This window comes from Martelella sp. NC20 (assembly GCF_013459645.1).
Lineage (GTDB): Bacteria > Pseudomonadota > Alphaproteobacteria > Rhizobiales > Rhizobiaceae > Martelella.
On sequence record NZ_CP054861.1, the window covers coordinates 3,115,614 to 3,131,062 of the forward strand.

Below are 15,449 nucleotides of genomic sequence, written 5' to 3' on the forward strand. Positions count from 1 at the left end.
AACGGCAATCCGGGTATTCGCTTCAGTTCCGGCCGAAACCGTAGGCCTCATAGCCATAGAGCCAATCGAGTTCGCGGGCAAGGGAATCGGGGGAGCGCATCGTCAGCACCGCATCGCGGCCGAACCGGAGGGGACCGCGCGCATGATAGGCGAACCTGTTGAGGCTGGTGCGTTTTCTGAGCCGCTCCAGTCGCGGTCTGCGATGGGCCTCGAACGCTGAAAAGGCATCAGAAACAGGCATTTCGGCGAGAAACGCGGCAAGCTCGAAGCCATCTTCTATCGCCATAGCCGCGCCCTGAGCCGAAAACGGCATCATCGCGTGAAGCGCATCGCCGATCATGATCGTATCGGCGCCGTTATGCCAGCGCCCGTCGGCAACCTCGTAAAGCGGCCAGACCGCAGGCGCGGCCTTCGAAAAAAGTTTTTGAAGCGCAGGGTTCCAGCCGCCGAAATATTCGTTGCGCGCGACCTGCCAGCTATGGCCGGCCTTGCCGTCCCATGTCTCCCCGGGGCTCGCGCCGGCGGCGATCGCAACCAGGTTGAAGCCGCTGACATCGCGCAGGGGATAGGCGACCAGATGCGCGCTCGGGCCCATGAAGGCGGTGACGTGCTCACGGCTCAGGAACGCCGGCGTATCTTCGGCGGAAACCACGAAACGCCATGCGATATTGCCGGAAAACCGCGCTTTCGGCGCACCGGCAATATGCCTGCGGCTGGCGGACCAGACGCCGTCGGCGCAGATGACCGCGTCGGGTTTGCGATGGCCGGCGGCCGCAATCGTCGCCATATCCGGCGATACGATGCGATGGCCAAGCCTCAACGTGGCGAGCGGCTCTTCGCTGACCGCCTGTTTCAGCGCGGTCTGCAATGTGGCGCGGTGGAGAACGCCGTAAGGCGCATCCCAGCGGGAACGCGCCTCGCCCACCGGAAGGCCGGTGATCCGGCGCAGGCTGATGCCCGAGGCGAGCGTGACCTCGCGCGGCTCGCGCCACTGGCTCTCGATCCTGTGGAGCACGCCGACCTGTTCCAGACAGCGCGCGGCATTGGGAGAAATCTGCAGGCCGGCGCCGACCTCGTCCAGGGCTTCCGCCTGCTCGAAGACGTCGCTTGAAATGCCGCGGCGCGCCAGTGCAAGCGCCACGTTCAGCCCGGCGATGCCCGCTCCGATGATCGCGACATGATGAACCGTCATGGCATCCTCCGGCCGCTCCCGGCATTCATCCGGGCGGCGGGCGTGAGGTCAGGCTGCGTCAACCTGGTAGGCGCAGCCGGGCGGGTTGGACTGTTCGCCGTGAAGGGCAGGGTTGTAGCGGTAAAGCGTCGAGCAATAGGAACAGACGGCTTCGCTGTCATCGCCCATATCGATGAAGATATGCGGATGGTCGAAGGGCGAGGATGCGCCGACGCACATGAATTCCTTGACCCCGATCTCGATGGAGCGATGTCCCTCGTCGTTCTTGAAATGCGCGATCGCGTGACCAGCCATAATTGTCTCCGGTTCCTTGAGCTTTCGGCGCGGACACTATAACTCTTTGCCGCAAATGTGTAGTACCCGATTTGCCGCGCAGGCGGCTTTTCGCGGGCCTGTTTTGACAATGATCAGCCGCGGTGCAGCCATGAATTTCAATCTCCCGGATTTCGACAGTTTCGAGCATGACGGCCTCGACCTTGCGTATTTCGATGCGGGCGCGGGCGAGCCCGTTCTGCTGATTCACGGCTTTGCCTCGACGGCTTCCGTCAACTGGGTTCATCCGGGCTGGCTGAAGACGCTGGGCGAGGCGGGCTACCGGGTGATCGCGCTCGACAATCGCGGCCATGGCAGGAGCGACAAGCCGCACGATCCCGAACTTTACCACCCGGCGCTGATGGCTGGCGACGCCGCCGCCCTGCTCGATCACCTCGAAATCGAGAACGCCCATGTGATGGGCTATTCCATGGGCGCGCGCATCGCCGCCTTTCTGGCGCTTGATAATCCCGAAAGGGTCCGCAGCCTGATCTTCGGCGGGCTCGGCATCGCGCTTTGCGACGGGGCCGGCGACTGGGATCCGATCGCGGAAGCGCTTCGCGCGCCCTCGCTCGACGATGTCACCCATGAGCGCGGCCGCATGTTCCGCGCCTTCGCCGATCAGACCCGAAGCGACCGGATCGCGCTTGCCGCCTGTATCGAGACCTCGCGCGCACTGGTTTCGCGCGAGGATGTCGGCAGCATCGCCGCGCCGACGCTGATCGGGGTCGGCACCCGCGACGATCTCGCCGGCTCGCCCCAGACGCTTGCGGGCCTGATGCAGAATGCGAGGGCGCTTAACATCCCCAACCGCGACCACATGCTCGCCGTCGGCGACAAGGTCTTCAAGCAGGCGGTTCTGGACTTTCTTCAGGGCGTTTCGCACGACCCGGATGCCTGACACGAAAAACTGAAGCCGGCCGCATTGGTAATTGCGGCAGGCTGATCTATATTCCCCGCAAATTGCGTCCTTCACCGACCCTATCGGTGCCGGCAGGTTTGACGCCCGGAAGAACCGGAAGAAGAGGAGGCCGTCATGGCCGCGCAGCCCGAAAAGAACAGCCAGGAATCCAACCTGAAGGCCGTCGATCCGATCTGGGCGAGCCTGAGGTCGGAAGCCGAATACGCACTCGAAAAGGATCCGATCCTCGCCGCGTTTCTGTATTCGACCATTCTCAACCATGATTCGCTGGAGGATTGCGTCGTCCACCGCATCTGCGAACGGCTCGACCACCCCGATGTCCAGGCGATCCTGCTGCGCCAGACCTTTGAGGAAATGCGCCGCGACTGGCCGGAATGGGGCGATATCCTGCGCGTCGATATCCAGGCGGTCTATGACCGCGACCCGGCCTGCACCCGGTTCATGGAGCCGGTGCTCTATTTCAAGGGTTTCCACGCGATCCAGACCCATCGCCTCGCCCACTGGCTCTGGAACAGGGGCCGGCGGGATCTGGCGCTCTATCTGCAGAGCCGGTCCTCCAGCGTTTTCCAGACCGACATCAATCCGGCCGCGAAGATGGGCAAGGGCATTTTCCTCGATCATGCCACCGGCCTTGTGGTCGGCATGACGGCGACGATCGGCGACGACGTCTCGATCCTGCAGGGCGTCACGCTCGGCGGAACCGGCAAGGAGACCGGCGACCGCCATCCCAAGATCGGCGACAGCGTTCTGATCGGCGCGGGGGCGAAGGTTCTCGGCAATATCACGGTCGGCAAGTGCTCGCGGATCGCGGCCGGCTCGGTCGTGCTGAAGCCGGTGCCGGCCAATTCCACGGTCGCTGGCGTTCCCGCCAAGGTCATCGGCACGGCCGGCTGCTCCGACCCCGCGCGTTCGATGGACCAGCTGATCATTTCCGAGGAATAGAGGCCGGCGCAGAGCAAATCCGCGTCGCGGGGCGTTTGCGTTTCGCCGGCGCGCATGGCAAAAGCCGGCGACATGCAAAGGCCAGACGGAGAAAATCCCTTGAAACAAGACGAAATCAAAAAACTCGACGCCTATTTCAAACGTCTCTTCGGGCCGACCTTTGCGGTTCGGACGCGACCGCGCAAGGATGATTCCTGCGAGGTCTACAATGGCGACGAGTTCATCGGCGTCATCTATCTCGACGACGAGGACGGCGACCGGTCCTATAATTTCTCGATGGCGATCCTCGACGTCGATCTCGAAGGCTGAACGATCTTGTGTCAGCCGGGAAGCCTGCCGGGCCGGCAAAAAAAGACCGGCCCCGTTGGGGGGCCGGTAAAAGGCGGAAATAATTCGGTGATCCGAAACAGAGGGAACTAAAGCACTCTCAAAAATCCGGGGCCACAATAAGCAGGTTATGAAAATCATCACGAGGCGAGCAATCGCGCCGCCTTGCCCCGTGGTCTGGATAGTGTAAGAACATCTCGTTTTGATGACATTGAGACGTAATTGAGCTTTCATTCCGTAAATTTCGGAAAGATGCCAGTGCCTCAGAAGGGAATGAGATGCCGCCGCTTTCCGAACTCCTCGAACTTGCCGTATTGCTGGCGCTTGCCGGCGGGGTTGCCGGGTTTCTGGCGGGGCTTTTCGGCATCGGCGGCGGCGCGGTGCTGGTTCCGGTGTTCTATCAGGCGTTCGCGCTGTTCGGCGTCGATGACGGGCTGCGCATCAAGCTGAGCGTCGGCACCTCGCTCGCGATCATCATTCCGACATCGCTGCGTTCCTTTCAGTCGCATTACAAGCGCGGCGCGGTCGACATGGCGCTGCTGAGGCGCTGGGTGATCGCCGTTCCGCTCGGAGCGGTCGTTTCGACGCTGGTGATCGCCTATGCGCCGGGCAGCCTGCTGCGGGGCGCCTTTGCGGTGATTACGCTGCTGATCGGCATCAAGATGCTTTATCCGAGATCGGCCGAATGGCGGCTGGGCGACGATCTGCCGAAAAACCCGGCGCTGTTCATCTATGGCTGGTTCATCGGCCTGCTGTCCGGCCTTGTCGGTATCGGCGGCGGCACGCTCAACAATACCTTCATGACATTCTTCAACCGGCCGATCCACCAGGCGGTGGCGACCTCGGCGGGGGTCGGCGTGCTGATTTCGATGCCGAGCTTCATCGGCAACATCATCGGCGGATGGGGCAAGGCGGGCCTTCCGCCATTCTCGACCGGCTATATCAACTGGGTGGCCGTTCTCCTGATCATTCCGATCACAATGCTGATCGCGCCCCTTGGCGCAACCGTCGCGCATCGGCTCAGCAAGCGGAAACTGGAGGCCGGGTTCGGCATCTTTCTGCTGATCATCTCGGCGCGGTTTTTCTACTCGTTCTTCTGAGCCGTTACTCGGTGAGCCGCAATTCGTCGGATCGCATGTCGACCGACGTCAGCGTCGACAGGAAGCTCATGCCGAGCAGGCTTTCTTCAAGCCGGCCTTCGGTCGCCACCATCGCCTTGACGTTGCGCCGCGTGATCGGGCCGATCGAAACCTCCTCGAGCGTTATCGGGGCGGCCATTGCCGTGCCATTGGCGGTCGTCACCATCGCTGTATAGCTGAGGTCGGAGCCCTCAAGGCCGATCCGGGCGGCATCTCTTGCGGTCAGCGTCACGCGGCTTGCGCCGGAATCCACAAGCATGGTGATCGTTTTCCCGTCGATTTCGACATCGGCCGCGAAATGGCCGTCGAGGCGTTTGTTGAGGATCACCTGTCCACGCCCGTCGGAGGTCGTCGTCACCATCGCCATGCCGGGGATCAGCCCGCCGAAAAGCCTTGCGCCGATATTACGGAAATCATCGCGGAAAATATAGGCCGCGGCCACCACGAGCAGCACCGCCGCCCAGATCAGCAGCGACTGGAACACGAAGCCGAGATTGCGGCGGCTCTGCAGGACGCCGGCGGATACCAGCAGCAATATCGGCGCAAGCCACAGGGTGCTGGCAAACTCATCGCTGTCGAGGCCAAGCGTCGTGCCGCTGGTTCCCGTCACCATCAGCAGGATCATGCCGACCGAGACGATGGCGATCAAAATCCAGAAAAGGCGCAACGCATTCACTCCCGGTCCGAGATGACAAGATATTGGTGGGATATCGGGATTCAGGCGGCGATAACAAGGGTTAGGAGGAAAACGATCTCGCCGATCTGTGCTGCCGCGCCCAGCGTGTCGCCGGTGTGACCGGCGATCCTTCTGTTGACGAAGGCGGCAAACAGAAGCGACGCGACGGCTGCAAAGGCAAGGCCCGCCAGAACCGGGCTCAACGTGTGCGCGGCGATGCCGAGCGCGACACACGAGACGAGGGCGATCGCCTCGGCCGCCGCCGTTGTCCGGATGCCGGGCCGACCCATGGCGGCGGCCGCGCCTTCCCTACGAGCTGCCGGCAGAATATACCATTGCAGCACCAGACAGCCGCGACCGGCGGTGGCGGCCGCGACGAAAAGCAATGCCGCCGGCAGCGGGCCATACTGCGTGACGAGGGCTGCAAGTGCAGCAGCCCTGAGCAGCAGCGAGAGAACGATCGCGGTGACGCCGAAGACGCCGGAATGGCTGTCCTTCATGATCGACAGCGCCTTTTCGCGGTCACGTCCGCCGAAAAGCCCGTCGGCCGCATCGGCCAGTCCGTCCTCGTGAAGCCCGCCGCAGATCATGATCGAGACAAGCATGGCGATGAGGGCAGCGATCAGCGGCGATGCTCCGATCCAGACAAAGCCGGCCAGGGCGATTGCGGGCGCGATGGTTGCAATCGCGCCTGCAAGGGGGTACGCCCAAGCGGCGCGGGCGCCAGCGGGTATGTCGGCCATCACCAGCCCGGGCAGCCTCACGCGTGTGAGAAAAGTGACGGCGCTTGCCAAATCAGTAATGAAGAAGGGCATCTTCATCGGTTTCTGCTCGTTTCCACGTCTTCGGTCTTGATTGACTGTCGTTTGAAAAATATGAGCGCGGGTAGACGCTTTCAGCATAGCACGGGACATAAAATTACATGAGCGCTGGACACCCATTTCAGGATTTTCGCAGTTTGCTGGAAGCCTTCCCCAAGGCCGACGCTGACATACTCTCGACCGCAAGAAAACGCAATGCCGTGCTTACCAAGCCGCCGGGCTCACTTGGCAGGCTGGAAGAAATCGCGATGTGGCTTGCCGCCTGGAGCGGTCGTGCGCCCGCGGTTAATCGCCCGATGGTTGCTGTTTTTGCAGGCAATCACGGCATAGCTGCCCGGGGCGTGTCGGCCTATCCGGCGGAAGTGACAAAGCAGATGGTCGAAAATTTTGCCAAGGGCGGGGCCGCCATCAACCAGATCTGCGCCAGCGTCGATCTCAGCCTGAAAATATTCGATCTCGCGCTTGATCACCCCACCGGCGATATCTCCGTTGAGCCCGCGCTTTCGGAGCGCGATTGCGCCGCGACCATGGCCTACGGCATGGAGGCGGTCGCCGGCGGCGTTGATCTTCTCTGCCTCGGCGAGATGGGCATCGGCAATACCACCGTTGCCGCCGCGCTCTGCTACGGGCTCTATGGCGGCAGTGCCGCCGACTGGGTCGGCCCGGGCACAGGCGTGGAAGGAGAGGCTTACGAACGCAAGCTCGCCCTGGTCGAGCAGGCGGTCGCGCTCCACAAGGATCACCTGTCCGATCCGCTGGAGGCGTTGCGCCGTCTCGGCGGGCGGGAACTCGCGGCGATCGCGGGCGCCATCATCGCTGCACGGATGCAGAAAGTGCCGGTGCTGATCGATGGTTATGTCGCGACCGCCGCCGCCGCCGTTCTGAAGGCCATCAACCCTTCGGCGCTCGACCATTGCATGATCGCCCATGTCTCCGCCGAGCCCGGTCATCTGAAACTGGTCCAGAAGCTCGGCAAGACGCCGCTGCTCGCGCTCGGCATGCGGCTGGGCGAGGGCACGGGGGCGGCCCTTGCCGCCGGTCTGGTCAAGGCGGCCGCCGCCTGTCACACTGGCATGGCAACCTTCGAGGAAGCGGGTGTTTCCGACCGCGAGGGCTGAGTTGCCGGCATGTCGCGGGACTGTCACAAGCCTGTGGCAGTTTGCGCTACGTTGCCGGGGCCGAGCGGCTTTCAGGGGTACCGAAGCGCGCTGGCCGATGGCTTTTGTGAAAACGGCGAAGGGTAGTGAATGGCCCCTATCGAGAAGAAGAAGGGTTTGCGCCATCTGATCGCGGCGGGCGGCTATTCGTTCCAGGGGTTCATGCGGTTATTGCAGGAGGAGGCCTTTCGCCACGAACTGATCGGCTTCGTGCTCGGCCTCGTGGTGTTCTTCCTCGTCGGCGCAACCCCCGTGCAGTTCATGATTTTCGTGATCCTGATGCTTTGCCTGTTTGCCGCGGAATCGCTCAATACCGCCATCGAGGAAATCATCGACCGGGTCTCGCCCGAGCGCTCGCTGGAAGGCAAGCACGCCAAGGATCTCGGCTCGTTCGCGACCTTCTGCCTGATCGCCGGCAATGTGATCTACGCCGTCTATGTGGTGTTTTTCTGAGGCGCTTATCGTCGATGTCGGTAGACGAGGGTTGCCGGGTGAGGGGCGGGGGCGTCCGGATCGAGCCTGGCGCCGAGCCGTTCGGCAAGCCGGATCGAACGGGTGTTTTCCGGATCGATATAGCTGACGCATTCGGCAATGCCCAGGGCTTCAAAACCCCAATCGCGCATCGCGGCGGCGGCCTCAAGCACATAGCCCTTGCCCTCGGCACCGTCATAGACGAACCAGCCGAGTTCGAGTTCCGGGAAAAGCGGTCCCTGGCAGAGCGCAACCTGCCCAAGCGTCGCGCCGGTATCCCGGTCTTCGAACATCAGCGCGCCGTGGCCGAACAGAGACCATTGGGCGATATCGTTGCAGAAGAAGGCCCAGGCGGTTTCCGCGCTGTGCGGCCCGCTCATATAGCGGGCGCGCTCGGAGGCGAGGAAGGCGAAATAGGCCGGCCAGTCGGCGAAGTCGAGCCGGCGTAGCCGCAGCCGTTCCGTTTCGATCACCGGGATCGCAGGCGCGTCATGCGGCATTGGCTGCTTCATGTCGGCGACCGCCGTCTTCGGCCTGCAGCGCTTCGATGATCTCCGCCTCAAGCGCGTCCTCGAAAGCGAGACTTGCGGCAGAGCCTTCTTCCGGCGTCGAAGGCGCGTCGTTGGCGACCTTGCGGGCGCGACGTTTCAGCGATGCGGCAAGCCGGTCGCGGGCGCTGCGCGTTTGCGAAACGCTCGCCGGGGTTTCGATCTCGATGCTGTCGGGTCTAAACGGCATATGGCGCGCCGGAGACAGGGTGACGGTGAGGCCGGTGTCCTCGTGGTGGAGGGTGGCGGCCGGCAGGCCGGTGACCCGGCTTGCGGGAAACAGGATCGTCGCAAGCGTGCCTTCGCCGGGAGCCGATTGCAGGATCAACTCGCCCTGATGGGCTTCCGCGAGCTGCTTGACGATCGACAGGCCGAGCCCGAAGCCTTCGATGCCGCGAGCCTCGGCACCGCGCGAAAAGGCGGTGGTGGCTAGCGCCAGCGCTTCGTCGTCCATGCCGCAACCGAAATCGCGAATGCTGAGATACTGTCCGCCCTCAGCGGTGTCGCCGGCGAGGATCAGCACATCGGAGCGCTCCGGAGAGAATTTGACGGCGTTCGAGATCAGGTTGATCAGCATCTGCTTGACCGCCCGGCCATCCGCCATGAGCGGCGACAGCGCGCCCTCGACATCGCATTTGAGCGCGATCGCCTTGTTGGCGGCCTCGCCGCCGATCATCGCCATCGAGGCATCGATGATGTCGACGAGATAGACCGGTTGCTCGTTCAGCCGATAGCCCCCGGCTTCCAGCCGCGACAGGTCGAGGACGCTGTCGATCATATCGAGCAGATGGCGGCCCGACTGATGAATATCGGCGGCATATTCGCGATAATAGGGGTTCGTCATCGGTCCCATCATCTCGGTTTTCATGATCTCCGAAAAGCCGATGATCGCGTTGAGCGGCGTTCGCAGGTCGTGCGACATCGCCGCGAGGAACGTGGATTTGGCCTGGTTGGCCTTTTCGGCGGCTTCGGCCGCGGCCTCGGCTTTCGCAAGGCTCTCGGTCAGCCGGCAGGCAAGCGCGTCCTTTTCGCTTTCCCGGGTTTTCAGCGCCTTGTCGCTGTTGGCGATATGATGGTTGAAATAGGCGATGAACAGCATCACGATCGCAAGGACGGCGGCCAACCCGACATCGAAAGGCTCGCGGCTGCGATAGGCGACGACCGCGAAGGCCAAGACCGCCGGCAGGAAAACATGCCAGGCCGAACGCGGCAGCGCGACCGCCCCGAGCGCCATCATCGACAGCGCGACGATCACCATCGAAGCCTTGAAGAACGGGAAGGCCGCGCCGGTGCAGGCGCCGCATTCCAGCACGGACAGAAGCGCCCAGGCGCCGCCGGCAAGCCAGTAGGCGCCGATGACGCGGGCATTCCATGTGCGCAACGATGCGGTATCCTCGCCCTCGCGCGCGGCGCGGCGGACGGTCATGAAGGCGACGGCGTGCAGGATCAGCGCCGCCAGCGCCCAGACCACGAAGATCAGGTCGCGCCCGAGATAGAGAAAGCCGCCGCCGGCGAGCGCCAGCATGATCGCGACCGCCGGTACGCTCTTTTCGAGGCTTTGAAGGGCGGCGCGGAATTCGCCGACGCTGTCGGCTTTGTCGCGGGGGGCGTCAATCAGTTCGGCACGGTTCGTCATCGCATCCATCCTCGATTGCAAACGAGGATACGAACGAATTGTTAAGAAATCCGTAAAGGGTTTGTTAGGGCTGTTTTTTAAGAGGGCGGTAACCCATTTATGCGTGGCGTCGGTAATGATGGAGTTTGCACTGACACAACAGATCGAGCTCGCAGAACGGATCGCGGCCTGTCGCATCTGCCGCGATTGCCCGAAGGCGGGAGATCCGCTGCCGCATGAACCGCGCCCGGTGGCGATCCTGTCGCCCACGGCGCGGGTGCTGATCGCCGGTCAGGCGCCGGGGCTCAGGGTGCAGGAGACCGGCATTCCGTTCAATGACCGCTCCGGCGACCGGCTGCGCGACTGGATGGGGGTCGACCGCGCGGCCTTTTATGATACGGCGCGCTTCGCGATCGTGCCGATGGGCTTCTGTTTTCCGGGCTACGACGCCCGCGGCAGCGACCTCCCGCCGCGCAGGGAATGCGCGCCGCAATGGCGCGAGCGCGCGATGGCGGCAATGCCGCAGATCGAACTCGTGCTGGCAATCGGCATGTATGCCCAGAAATGGCATATGGGTGAGGCGAGCCGCAAAACCCTGACGGAAACCGTGCGCAACTGGCGCGCCAGCTACTTCGCCAACACCAGCCCCCGAATCCTGCCTCTGCCGCATCCAAGCTGGCGCAACACGGCATGGCTGCGGCGCAATCCGTGGTTCGAGGCGGAGGTGCTGCCCGAGCTGAAGGCCGCCGTCCGGCTTTTCGGGGCTTGTCACCCTTCTCATCGGGAAAAATAATGCTATAAGAGCAAAAATATTTTATGGAGAGCGGATATGGATCGCCTTGATAGGAAAATTTTGCGCCTGATACAGGAAGACTCCACGCTGGCGGTTGCCGATATCGGCAAGAAGGTTGGGCTTTCGACCACGCCCTGCTGGCGGCGCATCCAGAAGATGGAGGAGGAAGGCATCATCACGCGCCGGGTGGCGCTGCTGGACCCGGAAAAGGTCAACGCCAATGTCACCGTGTTCGTCTCGATCCGCACCAACACCCATTCGGTGGAATGGCTGAAGCGGTTTTCGGAGGTGATCGCCGATTTTCCGGAAGTTCTCGAGTTTTACCGCATGAGCGGCGACGTCGACTATCTGCTGCGCGTGGTGGTGCCCGATATCGCGGCCTATGACGCGTTCTACAAGCGACTGATCGCGAAGATCGAAATCCGCGACGTCTCGTCTTCCTTCGCGATGGAGCAGATCAAGTTCTCCACCGAACTGCCGCTCGACTACATGAAACTCGATTCCGCCAGAAACGGCGAGTGACGCGACCATCGGGAACCTGCATATATTAAGGTAATATAAACCATGAGCTGACGCTTTCTTAACGCTTCATGCGCTAATGCTTCTATAAGTAATCACGTACGGAGCCTTCCATGAGGAAACTGTCAGCGTCACTTCTCGCCCTTTATGGTGCATCATGCCTTCCGGCGGTTGCCGCCGACCTGGCGCTGCGCCCGCCAATTCAGCCCGTGGCTTACCAGGAAGTCTATATCGAGGAAGAGCCTCAATGGGACGGACCCTATGCCGGTCTCAGCGGTGGCTATAGCTGGACCGGCGGGCGCGGCACGATCAGCGGCGGAGGGACCCAAGGTCTGAACTATAACGGCGCGATTGCCAGTCTGTTTGCGGGATACAACAAGCAACTCGGCAGCAATGTCGTTGTGGGCGTCGAGGGCGACGCCGATTACAGCTGGGGCAAGCGGGAAATACCCACCGGGCTCGGCTTCAACGGTGAGATTGGCTCCAACTGGAGCGGCACCCTGCGCGGCCGCGTCGGTTACGCATTCGGCGATGCCCTGGTCTACGTCACCGGCGGCGCTGCCGTCGCCAATGCCTATATTCGTGCGATGGATATCAGCATCAGCGATACGGTCTATGGTTATACGGTCGGCGCCGGTCTCGACTACGCGTTCACCGACAATGTCTTCGGGCGGCTGGAATATCGTTATACCGGCTACCCGGATCAGGAGGTCGTCAAGGACCTCGCGTCTCTTGCCGGCGGCACGGCCAAATTCAAGATGCACAGTCATGCGGTGACCGCGGGCGTCGGCGTGAAATTCTGATCCCGTTCGATCACCGGAAATGACAGGATCGGCCTTGCGACTTTACGCAGGGCCGATTTTTCTTTATTGACCTGCCTCGTTTAAGACGCCGTGCAGAACGGCAGTTTGTCCACCCGCATTCGTTGGCGGGACTGGTTTTCAGGAGCATGACATGTCCGAGCAGATTTCCCTCATATTTCCCGATGGCTCCAAGCGCGATTATGCCGCCGGCACGACCGGCCGCGATGTCGCCGAGTCGATTTCGAAGTCGCTGGCCAAGAAGGCCGTCGCGATCGCGCTCGACGGCGAATTGCGCGACCTCGCCGACCCGGTGGCTGATGGCCGCATCGAGATCGTCACCCGCACCGATGACCGCGCGCTGGAGTTGATCCGCCACGACGCCGCCCATGTGATGGCGGAAGCCGTGCAGGAACTCTGGCCCGGAACGCAGGTGACCATCGGTCCGGTGATCGAGAACGGCTTCTATTACGACTTCGCCCGCGAGGTTCCGTTCACCCCGGAAGACCTGCCGAAGATCGAAAAGAAGATGAAGGAGATCATCGCCCGCAACGCGCCGTTCACCAAGGAAATCTGGTCGCGCGAGAAGGCGAAGAAGGTGTTCGCCGAAAAGGGCGAGGCCTACAAGGTCGAGCTCGTCGACGCGATCCCCGAAGGGCAGGATCTGAAAATCTATCATCAGGGCGACTGGTTCGATCTCTGCCGTGGTCCGCACATGACCTCCACCGGCCATATCGGCAGCGCCTTCAAGCTGATGAAGGTTGCCGGCGCCTATTGGCGCGGCGACAGCAACAATCCGATGCTGACCCGCATCTACGGCACGGCCTGGGCCGACCAGAAGGACCTCGACGCCTACCTGACTTTCCTTGAGGAGGCCGAGAAGCGCGACCATCGCCGCCTCGGCCGCGAGATGGACCTGTTCCATTTCCAGGAGGAGGGGCCGGGCGTGGTGTTCTGGCATTCCAAGGGCTGGCGGATGTTCCAGTCGCTGACCGCCTATATGCGCCGCCGGCTCGAGGGCGAGTATGAAGAGGTCAACGCCCCGCAGGTGCTCGACACCTCGCTGTGGAAGACCTCCGGACACTGGGAGTGGTATCGCGAGAACATGTTCGCGGTCGCCTGCGCCGATGAGGAGGCAGAGGACAAGCGCGTCTTCGCGCTGAAGCCGATGAACTGCCCCGGCCATGTCCAGCTGTTCAAGCACGGCCTGAAGTCCTATCGCGAACTGCCGATCCGCTATGCCGAATTCGGCGTCGTCCATCGCTACGAGCCTTCCGGCGCGATGCACGGGCTGATGCGCGTGCGCGGCTTTACGCAGGATGATGCCCATGTGTTCTGCACCGAGGAACAACTCGCGGAAGAGTGCCTGAAGATCAACGACCTGATCCTTTCGGTCTATGAGGATTTCGGCTTCGATGAAATCGTCGTGAAGCTCTCCACGCGACCGGAAAAACGCGTCGGTTCGGACGAGAACTGGGATCACGCCGAGGAAATCATGACCTCGGTGCTGAAGACCATCGAGGACCAGTCCGGCGGCCGCATCAAAACCGGCATCCTGCCGGGCGAGGGCGCGTTCTACGGGCCGAAATTCGAATATACGCTGAAGGACGCGATCGGCCGCGAATGGCAGTGCGGCACGACCCAGGTCGACTTCAACCTGCCGGAACGCTTCGGCGCCTTCTATATCGACTCGACCTCGGAGAAGAAGCAGCCTGTGATGATCCACCGCGCCATCTGCGGGTCGCTGGAGCGTTTCCTCGGCATCCTGATCGAGAACCATGCTGGCCACATGCCATTGTGGTTCGCGCCGCTGCAGGTGGTGGTGGCCACGATTACCTCGGAGGCCGACGGTTACGGCGAAAAGGTTGCTAAACGCCTGCGCGATGCGGGTCTTTCGGTCGGCACCGACTTCCGCAACGAGAAGATCAACTACAAGGTCCGCGAGCACTCGGTCGCCAAGGTGCCGGTCATTCTCGTCTGCGGCATGCGCGAAGCGGAAGAGGAGACGGTCAACATCCGCCGCCTCGGCTCGCGCGACCAGCAGGCGATGTCGCTCGATGATGCGCTGGCATTGCTGATCGGCGAGGCAACCCCGCCCGATCTCGAGCGCAAGCGGGCGTCATGACCGGGGCGGGGCTTTTCGCCCCGCCTCAGACTGCCGACAAACCGCGTAAGCGGTCACGGAGCCGCATCCCTCTCCGCCGTCACCCCGGACTTGATCCGGGGTCCAGCAAGCCCAAGTCCTTGCGCGCAAAGACCTTTGTCTGAAATTCACCACGAGCGGCCCTGGATGCCGGGTCAAGCCCGGCATGACGGACGAACTTGGCAAGGACTTTGTCAATAAACTGGGGCGGGGCTTTTGGCCCCGCCTTTTTCATGGCTTGAATTCGATCTTCCTGACGCGCGCGCCGCTGGCGAGATTGCGCAGCTTGCGGGAAGCATAGGCCAGTCTGTCCCGCACCCTGTTCGCCAATTGTTCGCCAAGCGTTGCGCCGTAGGACTTGTGGTCGGCCCGTCCGGAAATACTGCTCTCGATTGCGCGTTCGCCGGTGGTTTGAATATGCGCCTGGATGCAGAGCGCGGGGGAGAGCTGGAACAGCGACAGCGTTTCGGCAACGCCGCCGCGGGCGTCGAACAGCATGGTATCCACCGCCATTTTCAGCCGTTCGCTTTCGGCCACCATGCGGGCGGCGCCCCGGCGTGAAATGACATAGCCGGCGGTGCCGATATGGCACCCGGCAAGGCGTCGGACCTCGCGATCGCGAATGGACGTTTCCACGCCCGGTGCAATCTCCACCGGCTTCAGGCTGGTTTCGAGTTTGAGGATGTCGGCATCGTCCGGCATCCAGTCGGCGATCCCGGCAAGGATATCTGCTGCATCAAGGCTGACGTCGATATCGTCCTCGAAAATGGCGGCGCATTCTTCGTCGCTTTCGAGCAGCATCCGCCAGGCCTTGATATGACTCAGATAGCAGGCGATCTCGCCGGCTTGCAGCCGGACGCTGACCGCGGTCGGATACGCGCTGACTTTCTCGATATCGGCTTGGGAAAGCGACCTGCCGTCAACAGCCTGAACGCGGGTGAAGGGGACGGCTCGCGCTGCAAGCAGAGCTTCGATACGCTCCAGCCTTGCGGTATCCCGGTCCAGATTGATGACGAATGTGAGCACGGGCGCCCTTTCGCGCTGGCGAGGGAATATCGCCTTTGCAGCAATT

At 62.5% G+C, this 15,449-nt stretch carries 17 protein-coding genes; 10 read left to right on the forward strand and 7 right to left on the reverse strand.

What is annotated here, in order from left to right; all coding sequences use genetic code 11:
• Positions 1–22: 22 nt before the first annotated feature.
• Complete coding sequence (locus HQ843_RS14800) at positions 23–1,192, reverse strand: FAD-dependent monooxygenase (protein WP_180897603.1); 1,170 nt, start codon at positions 1,190–1,192, stop codon at positions 23–25.
• Positions 1,193–1,240: 48 nt separating this feature from the next.
• On the reverse strand, positions 1,241–1,486 hold the full coding sequence (locus HQ843_RS14805; RefSeq protein WP_180897602.1) for a zinc-finger domain-containing protein: 246 nt from the start codon (positions 1,484–1,486) through the stop codon (positions 1,241–1,243).
• Positions 1,487–1,616: 130 nt separating this feature from the next.
• On the opposite strand from HQ843_RS14805, the gene HQ843_RS14810 reads away from it, so the two are divergent.
• The 4 genes from HQ843_RS14810 to HQ843_RS14825 all read left to right on the forward strand — a co-directional run bounded on the left by HQ843_RS14810 (position 1,617) and on the right by HQ843_RS14825 (position 4,795).
• Positions 1,617–2,405, forward strand: coding sequence for an alpha/beta fold hydrolase (locus HQ843_RS14810; RefSeq protein WP_180897601.1), 789 nt, complete (start codon positions 1,617–1,619; stop codon positions 2,403–2,405).
• Between the two features lie 135 nt (positions 2,406–2,540).
• The gene (gene cysE / locus HQ843_RS14815) at positions 2,541–3,368 is read left to right on the forward strand and encodes a serine O-acetyltransferase (RefSeq protein WP_180897600.1); all 828 of its coding nucleotides are present in this window, start codon (positions 2,541–2,543) and stop codon (positions 3,366–3,368) included.
• 99 nt (positions 3,369–3,467) lie between these two features.
• The gene (locus HQ843_RS14820; protein ID WP_180897599.1) at positions 3,468–3,677 is read left to right on the forward strand and encodes a DUF3126 family protein; all 210 of its coding nucleotides are present in this window, start codon (positions 3,468–3,470) and stop codon (positions 3,675–3,677) included.
• Positions 3,678–3,973: 296 nt separating this feature from the next.
• Entirely contained in the window at positions 3,974–4,795 is an 822-nt protein-coding gene (locus HQ843_RS14825; protein WP_180897598.1) for a sulfite exporter TauE/SafE family protein, read from the forward strand.
• Positions 4,796–4,799: 4 nt separating this feature from the next.
• On the opposite strand, the gene HQ843_RS14830 is transcribed toward HQ843_RS14825, so the two are convergent.
• Both HQ843_RS14830 and cobS read right to left on the reverse strand, forming a co-directional pair.
• Positions 4,800–5,501 (reverse strand): retropepsin-like aspartic protease family protein, encoded by a 702-nt coding sequence (locus HQ843_RS14830; protein ID WP_246710115.1) that lies wholly within the window; start codon positions 5,499–5,501, stop codon positions 4,800–4,802.
• A gap of 50 nt (positions 5,502–5,551) precedes the next feature.
• Positions 5,552–6,331: an adenosylcobinamide-GDP ribazoletransferase gene (gene cobS, locus HQ843_RS14835; RefSeq protein WP_180897597.1), complete on the reverse strand. Its 780-nt coding sequence runs from the start codon at positions 6,329–6,331 to the stop codon at positions 5,552–5,554.
• A 101-nt stretch (positions 6,332–6,432) separates the two neighbouring features.
• Between cobS and cobT the strand changes: the two genes are divergently transcribed.
• Both cobT and HQ843_RS14845 read left to right on the forward strand, forming a co-directional pair.
• On the forward strand, positions 6,433–7,449 hold the full coding sequence (gene cobT / locus HQ843_RS14840) for a nicotinate-nucleotide--dimethylbenzimidazole phosphoribosyltransferase (protein WP_180897596.1): 1,017 nt from the start codon (positions 6,433–6,435) through the stop codon (positions 7,447–7,449).
• Positions 7,450–7,578: 129 nt separating this feature from the next.
• The gene (locus tag HQ843_RS14845) at positions 7,579–7,941 is read left to right on the forward strand and encodes a diacylglycerol kinase (RefSeq protein ID WP_180897595.1); all 363 of its coding nucleotides are present in this window, start codon (positions 7,579–7,581) and stop codon (positions 7,939–7,941) included.
• A 5-nt stretch (positions 7,942–7,946) separates the two neighbouring features.
• Here HQ843_RS14845 and HQ843_RS14850 read toward each other — a convergent pair whose 3' ends face one another.
• Together HQ843_RS14850 and HQ843_RS14855 are read right to left on the reverse strand one after the other, a co-directional pair.
• A complete protein-coding gene (locus HQ843_RS14850; RefSeq protein ID WP_246710116.1) occupies positions 7,947–8,471 on the reverse strand; it encodes a GNAT family N-acetyltransferase in 525 nt (174 codons plus the stop codon).
• A complete protein-coding gene (locus HQ843_RS14855; protein ID WP_180903232.1) occupies positions 8,449–10,143 on the reverse strand; it encodes a sensor histidine kinase in 1,695 nt (564 codons plus the stop codon). The genes HQ843_RS14850 and HQ843_RS14855 overlap by 23 nt, the downstream gene beginning before the upstream one ends.
• Before the next feature lie 115 nt (positions 10,144–10,258).
• Here HQ843_RS14855 and HQ843_RS14860 point away from each other — a divergent pair, with 115 nt between their 5' ends.
• The 4 genes from HQ843_RS14860 (at position 10,259) to thrS (ending at position 14,359) form a co-directional block, all read left to right on the forward strand.
• Positions 10,259–10,915 carry a uracil-DNA glycosylase family protein gene (locus tag HQ843_RS14860; RefSeq protein WP_180903234.1) on the forward strand — a complete coding sequence of 219 codons (657 nt, stop codon included), beginning with the start codon at positions 10,259–10,261 and terminating at the stop codon, positions 10,913–10,915.
• Between the two features lie 36 nt (positions 10,916–10,951).
• The gene (locus tag HQ843_RS14865) at positions 10,952–11,437 is read left to right on the forward strand and encodes an Lrp/AsnC family transcriptional regulator (protein WP_180897593.1); all 486 of its coding nucleotides are present in this window, start codon (positions 10,952–10,954) and stop codon (positions 11,435–11,437) included.
• A 110-nt stretch (positions 11,438–11,547) separates the two neighbouring features.
• Positions 11,548–12,237, forward strand: coding sequence for an outer membrane protein (locus HQ843_RS14870; RefSeq protein ID WP_180897592.1), 690 nt, complete (start codon positions 11,548–11,550; stop codon positions 12,235–12,237).
• Positions 12,238–12,388: 151 nt separating this feature from the next.
• Positions 12,389–14,359: a threonine--tRNA ligase gene (gene thrS / locus HQ843_RS14875; RefSeq protein ID WP_180897591.1), complete on the forward strand. Its 1,971-nt coding sequence runs from the start codon at positions 12,389–12,391 to the stop codon at positions 14,357–14,359.
• A gap of 249 nt (positions 14,360–14,608) precedes the next feature.
• On the opposite strand, the gene HQ843_RS14880 is transcribed toward thrS, so the two are convergent.
• Positions 14,609–15,403, reverse strand: a complete 795-nt coding sequence (locus HQ843_RS14880) for a glycosyltransferase family 25 protein (RefSeq protein WP_180897590.1) — start codon at positions 15,401–15,403, stop codon at positions 14,609–14,611.
• Positions 15,404–15,449 lie beyond the last annotated feature (46 nt).

Excerpts from the sequence above, each read along its gene's own strand:
- HQ843_RS14800 (WP_180897603.1), bottom strand. The coding sequence starts at position 1,192 with ATGACGGTTCATCATGTCGCGATCATCGGAGCGGGCATCGCCGGGCTG.
- HQ843_RS14805 (WP_180897602.1), bottom strand. The coding sequence starts at position 1,486 with ATGGCTGGTCACGCGATCGCGCATTTCAAGAACGACGAGGGACATCGC.
- HQ843_RS14810 (WP_180897601.1), top strand. The coding sequence starts at position 1,617 with ATGAATTTCAATCTCCCGGATTTCGACAGTTTCGAGCATGACGGCCTC.
- cysE (WP_180897600.1), top strand. The coding sequence starts at position 2,541 with ATGGCCGCGCAGCCCGAAAAGAACAGCCAGGAATCCAACCTGAAGGCC.
- HQ843_RS14825 (WP_180897598.1), top strand. The coding sequence starts at position 3,974 with ATGCCGCCGCTTTCCGAACTCCTCGAACTTGCCGTATTGCTGGCGCTT.
- cobS (WP_180897597.1), bottom strand. The coding sequence starts at position 6,331 with ATGAAGATGCCCTTCTTCATTACTGATTTGGCAAGCGCCGTCACTTTT.
- cobT (WP_180897596.1), top strand. The coding sequence starts at position 6,433 with ATGAGCGCTGGACACCCATTTCAGGATTTTCGCAGTTTGCTGGAAGCC.
- HQ843_RS14845 (WP_180897595.1), top strand. The coding sequence starts at position 7,579 with ATGGCCCCTATCGAGAAGAAGAAGGGTTTGCGCCATCTGATCGCGGCG.
- HQ843_RS14850 (WP_246710116.1), bottom strand. The coding sequence starts at position 8,471 with ATGAAGCAGCCAATGCCGCATGACGCGCCTGCGATCCCGGTGATCGAA.
- HQ843_RS14855 (WP_180903232.1), bottom strand. The coding sequence starts at position 10,143 with ATGACGAACCGTGCCGAACTGATTGACGCCCCCCGCGACAAAGCCGAC.
- HQ843_RS14860 (WP_180903234.1), top strand. The coding sequence starts at position 10,259 with ATGATGGAGTTTGCACTGACACAACAGATCGAGCTCGCAGAACGGATC.
- HQ843_RS14865 (WP_180897593.1), top strand. The coding sequence starts at position 10,952 with ATGGATCGCCTTGATAGGAAAATTTTGCGCCTGATACAGGAAGACTCC.
- HQ843_RS14870 (WP_180897592.1), top strand. The coding sequence starts at position 11,548 with ATGAGGAAACTGTCAGCGTCACTTCTCGCCCTTTATGGTGCATCATGC.
- thrS (WP_180897591.1), top strand. The coding sequence starts at position 12,389 with ATGTCCGAGCAGATTTCCCTCATATTTCCCGATGGCTCCAAGCGCGAT.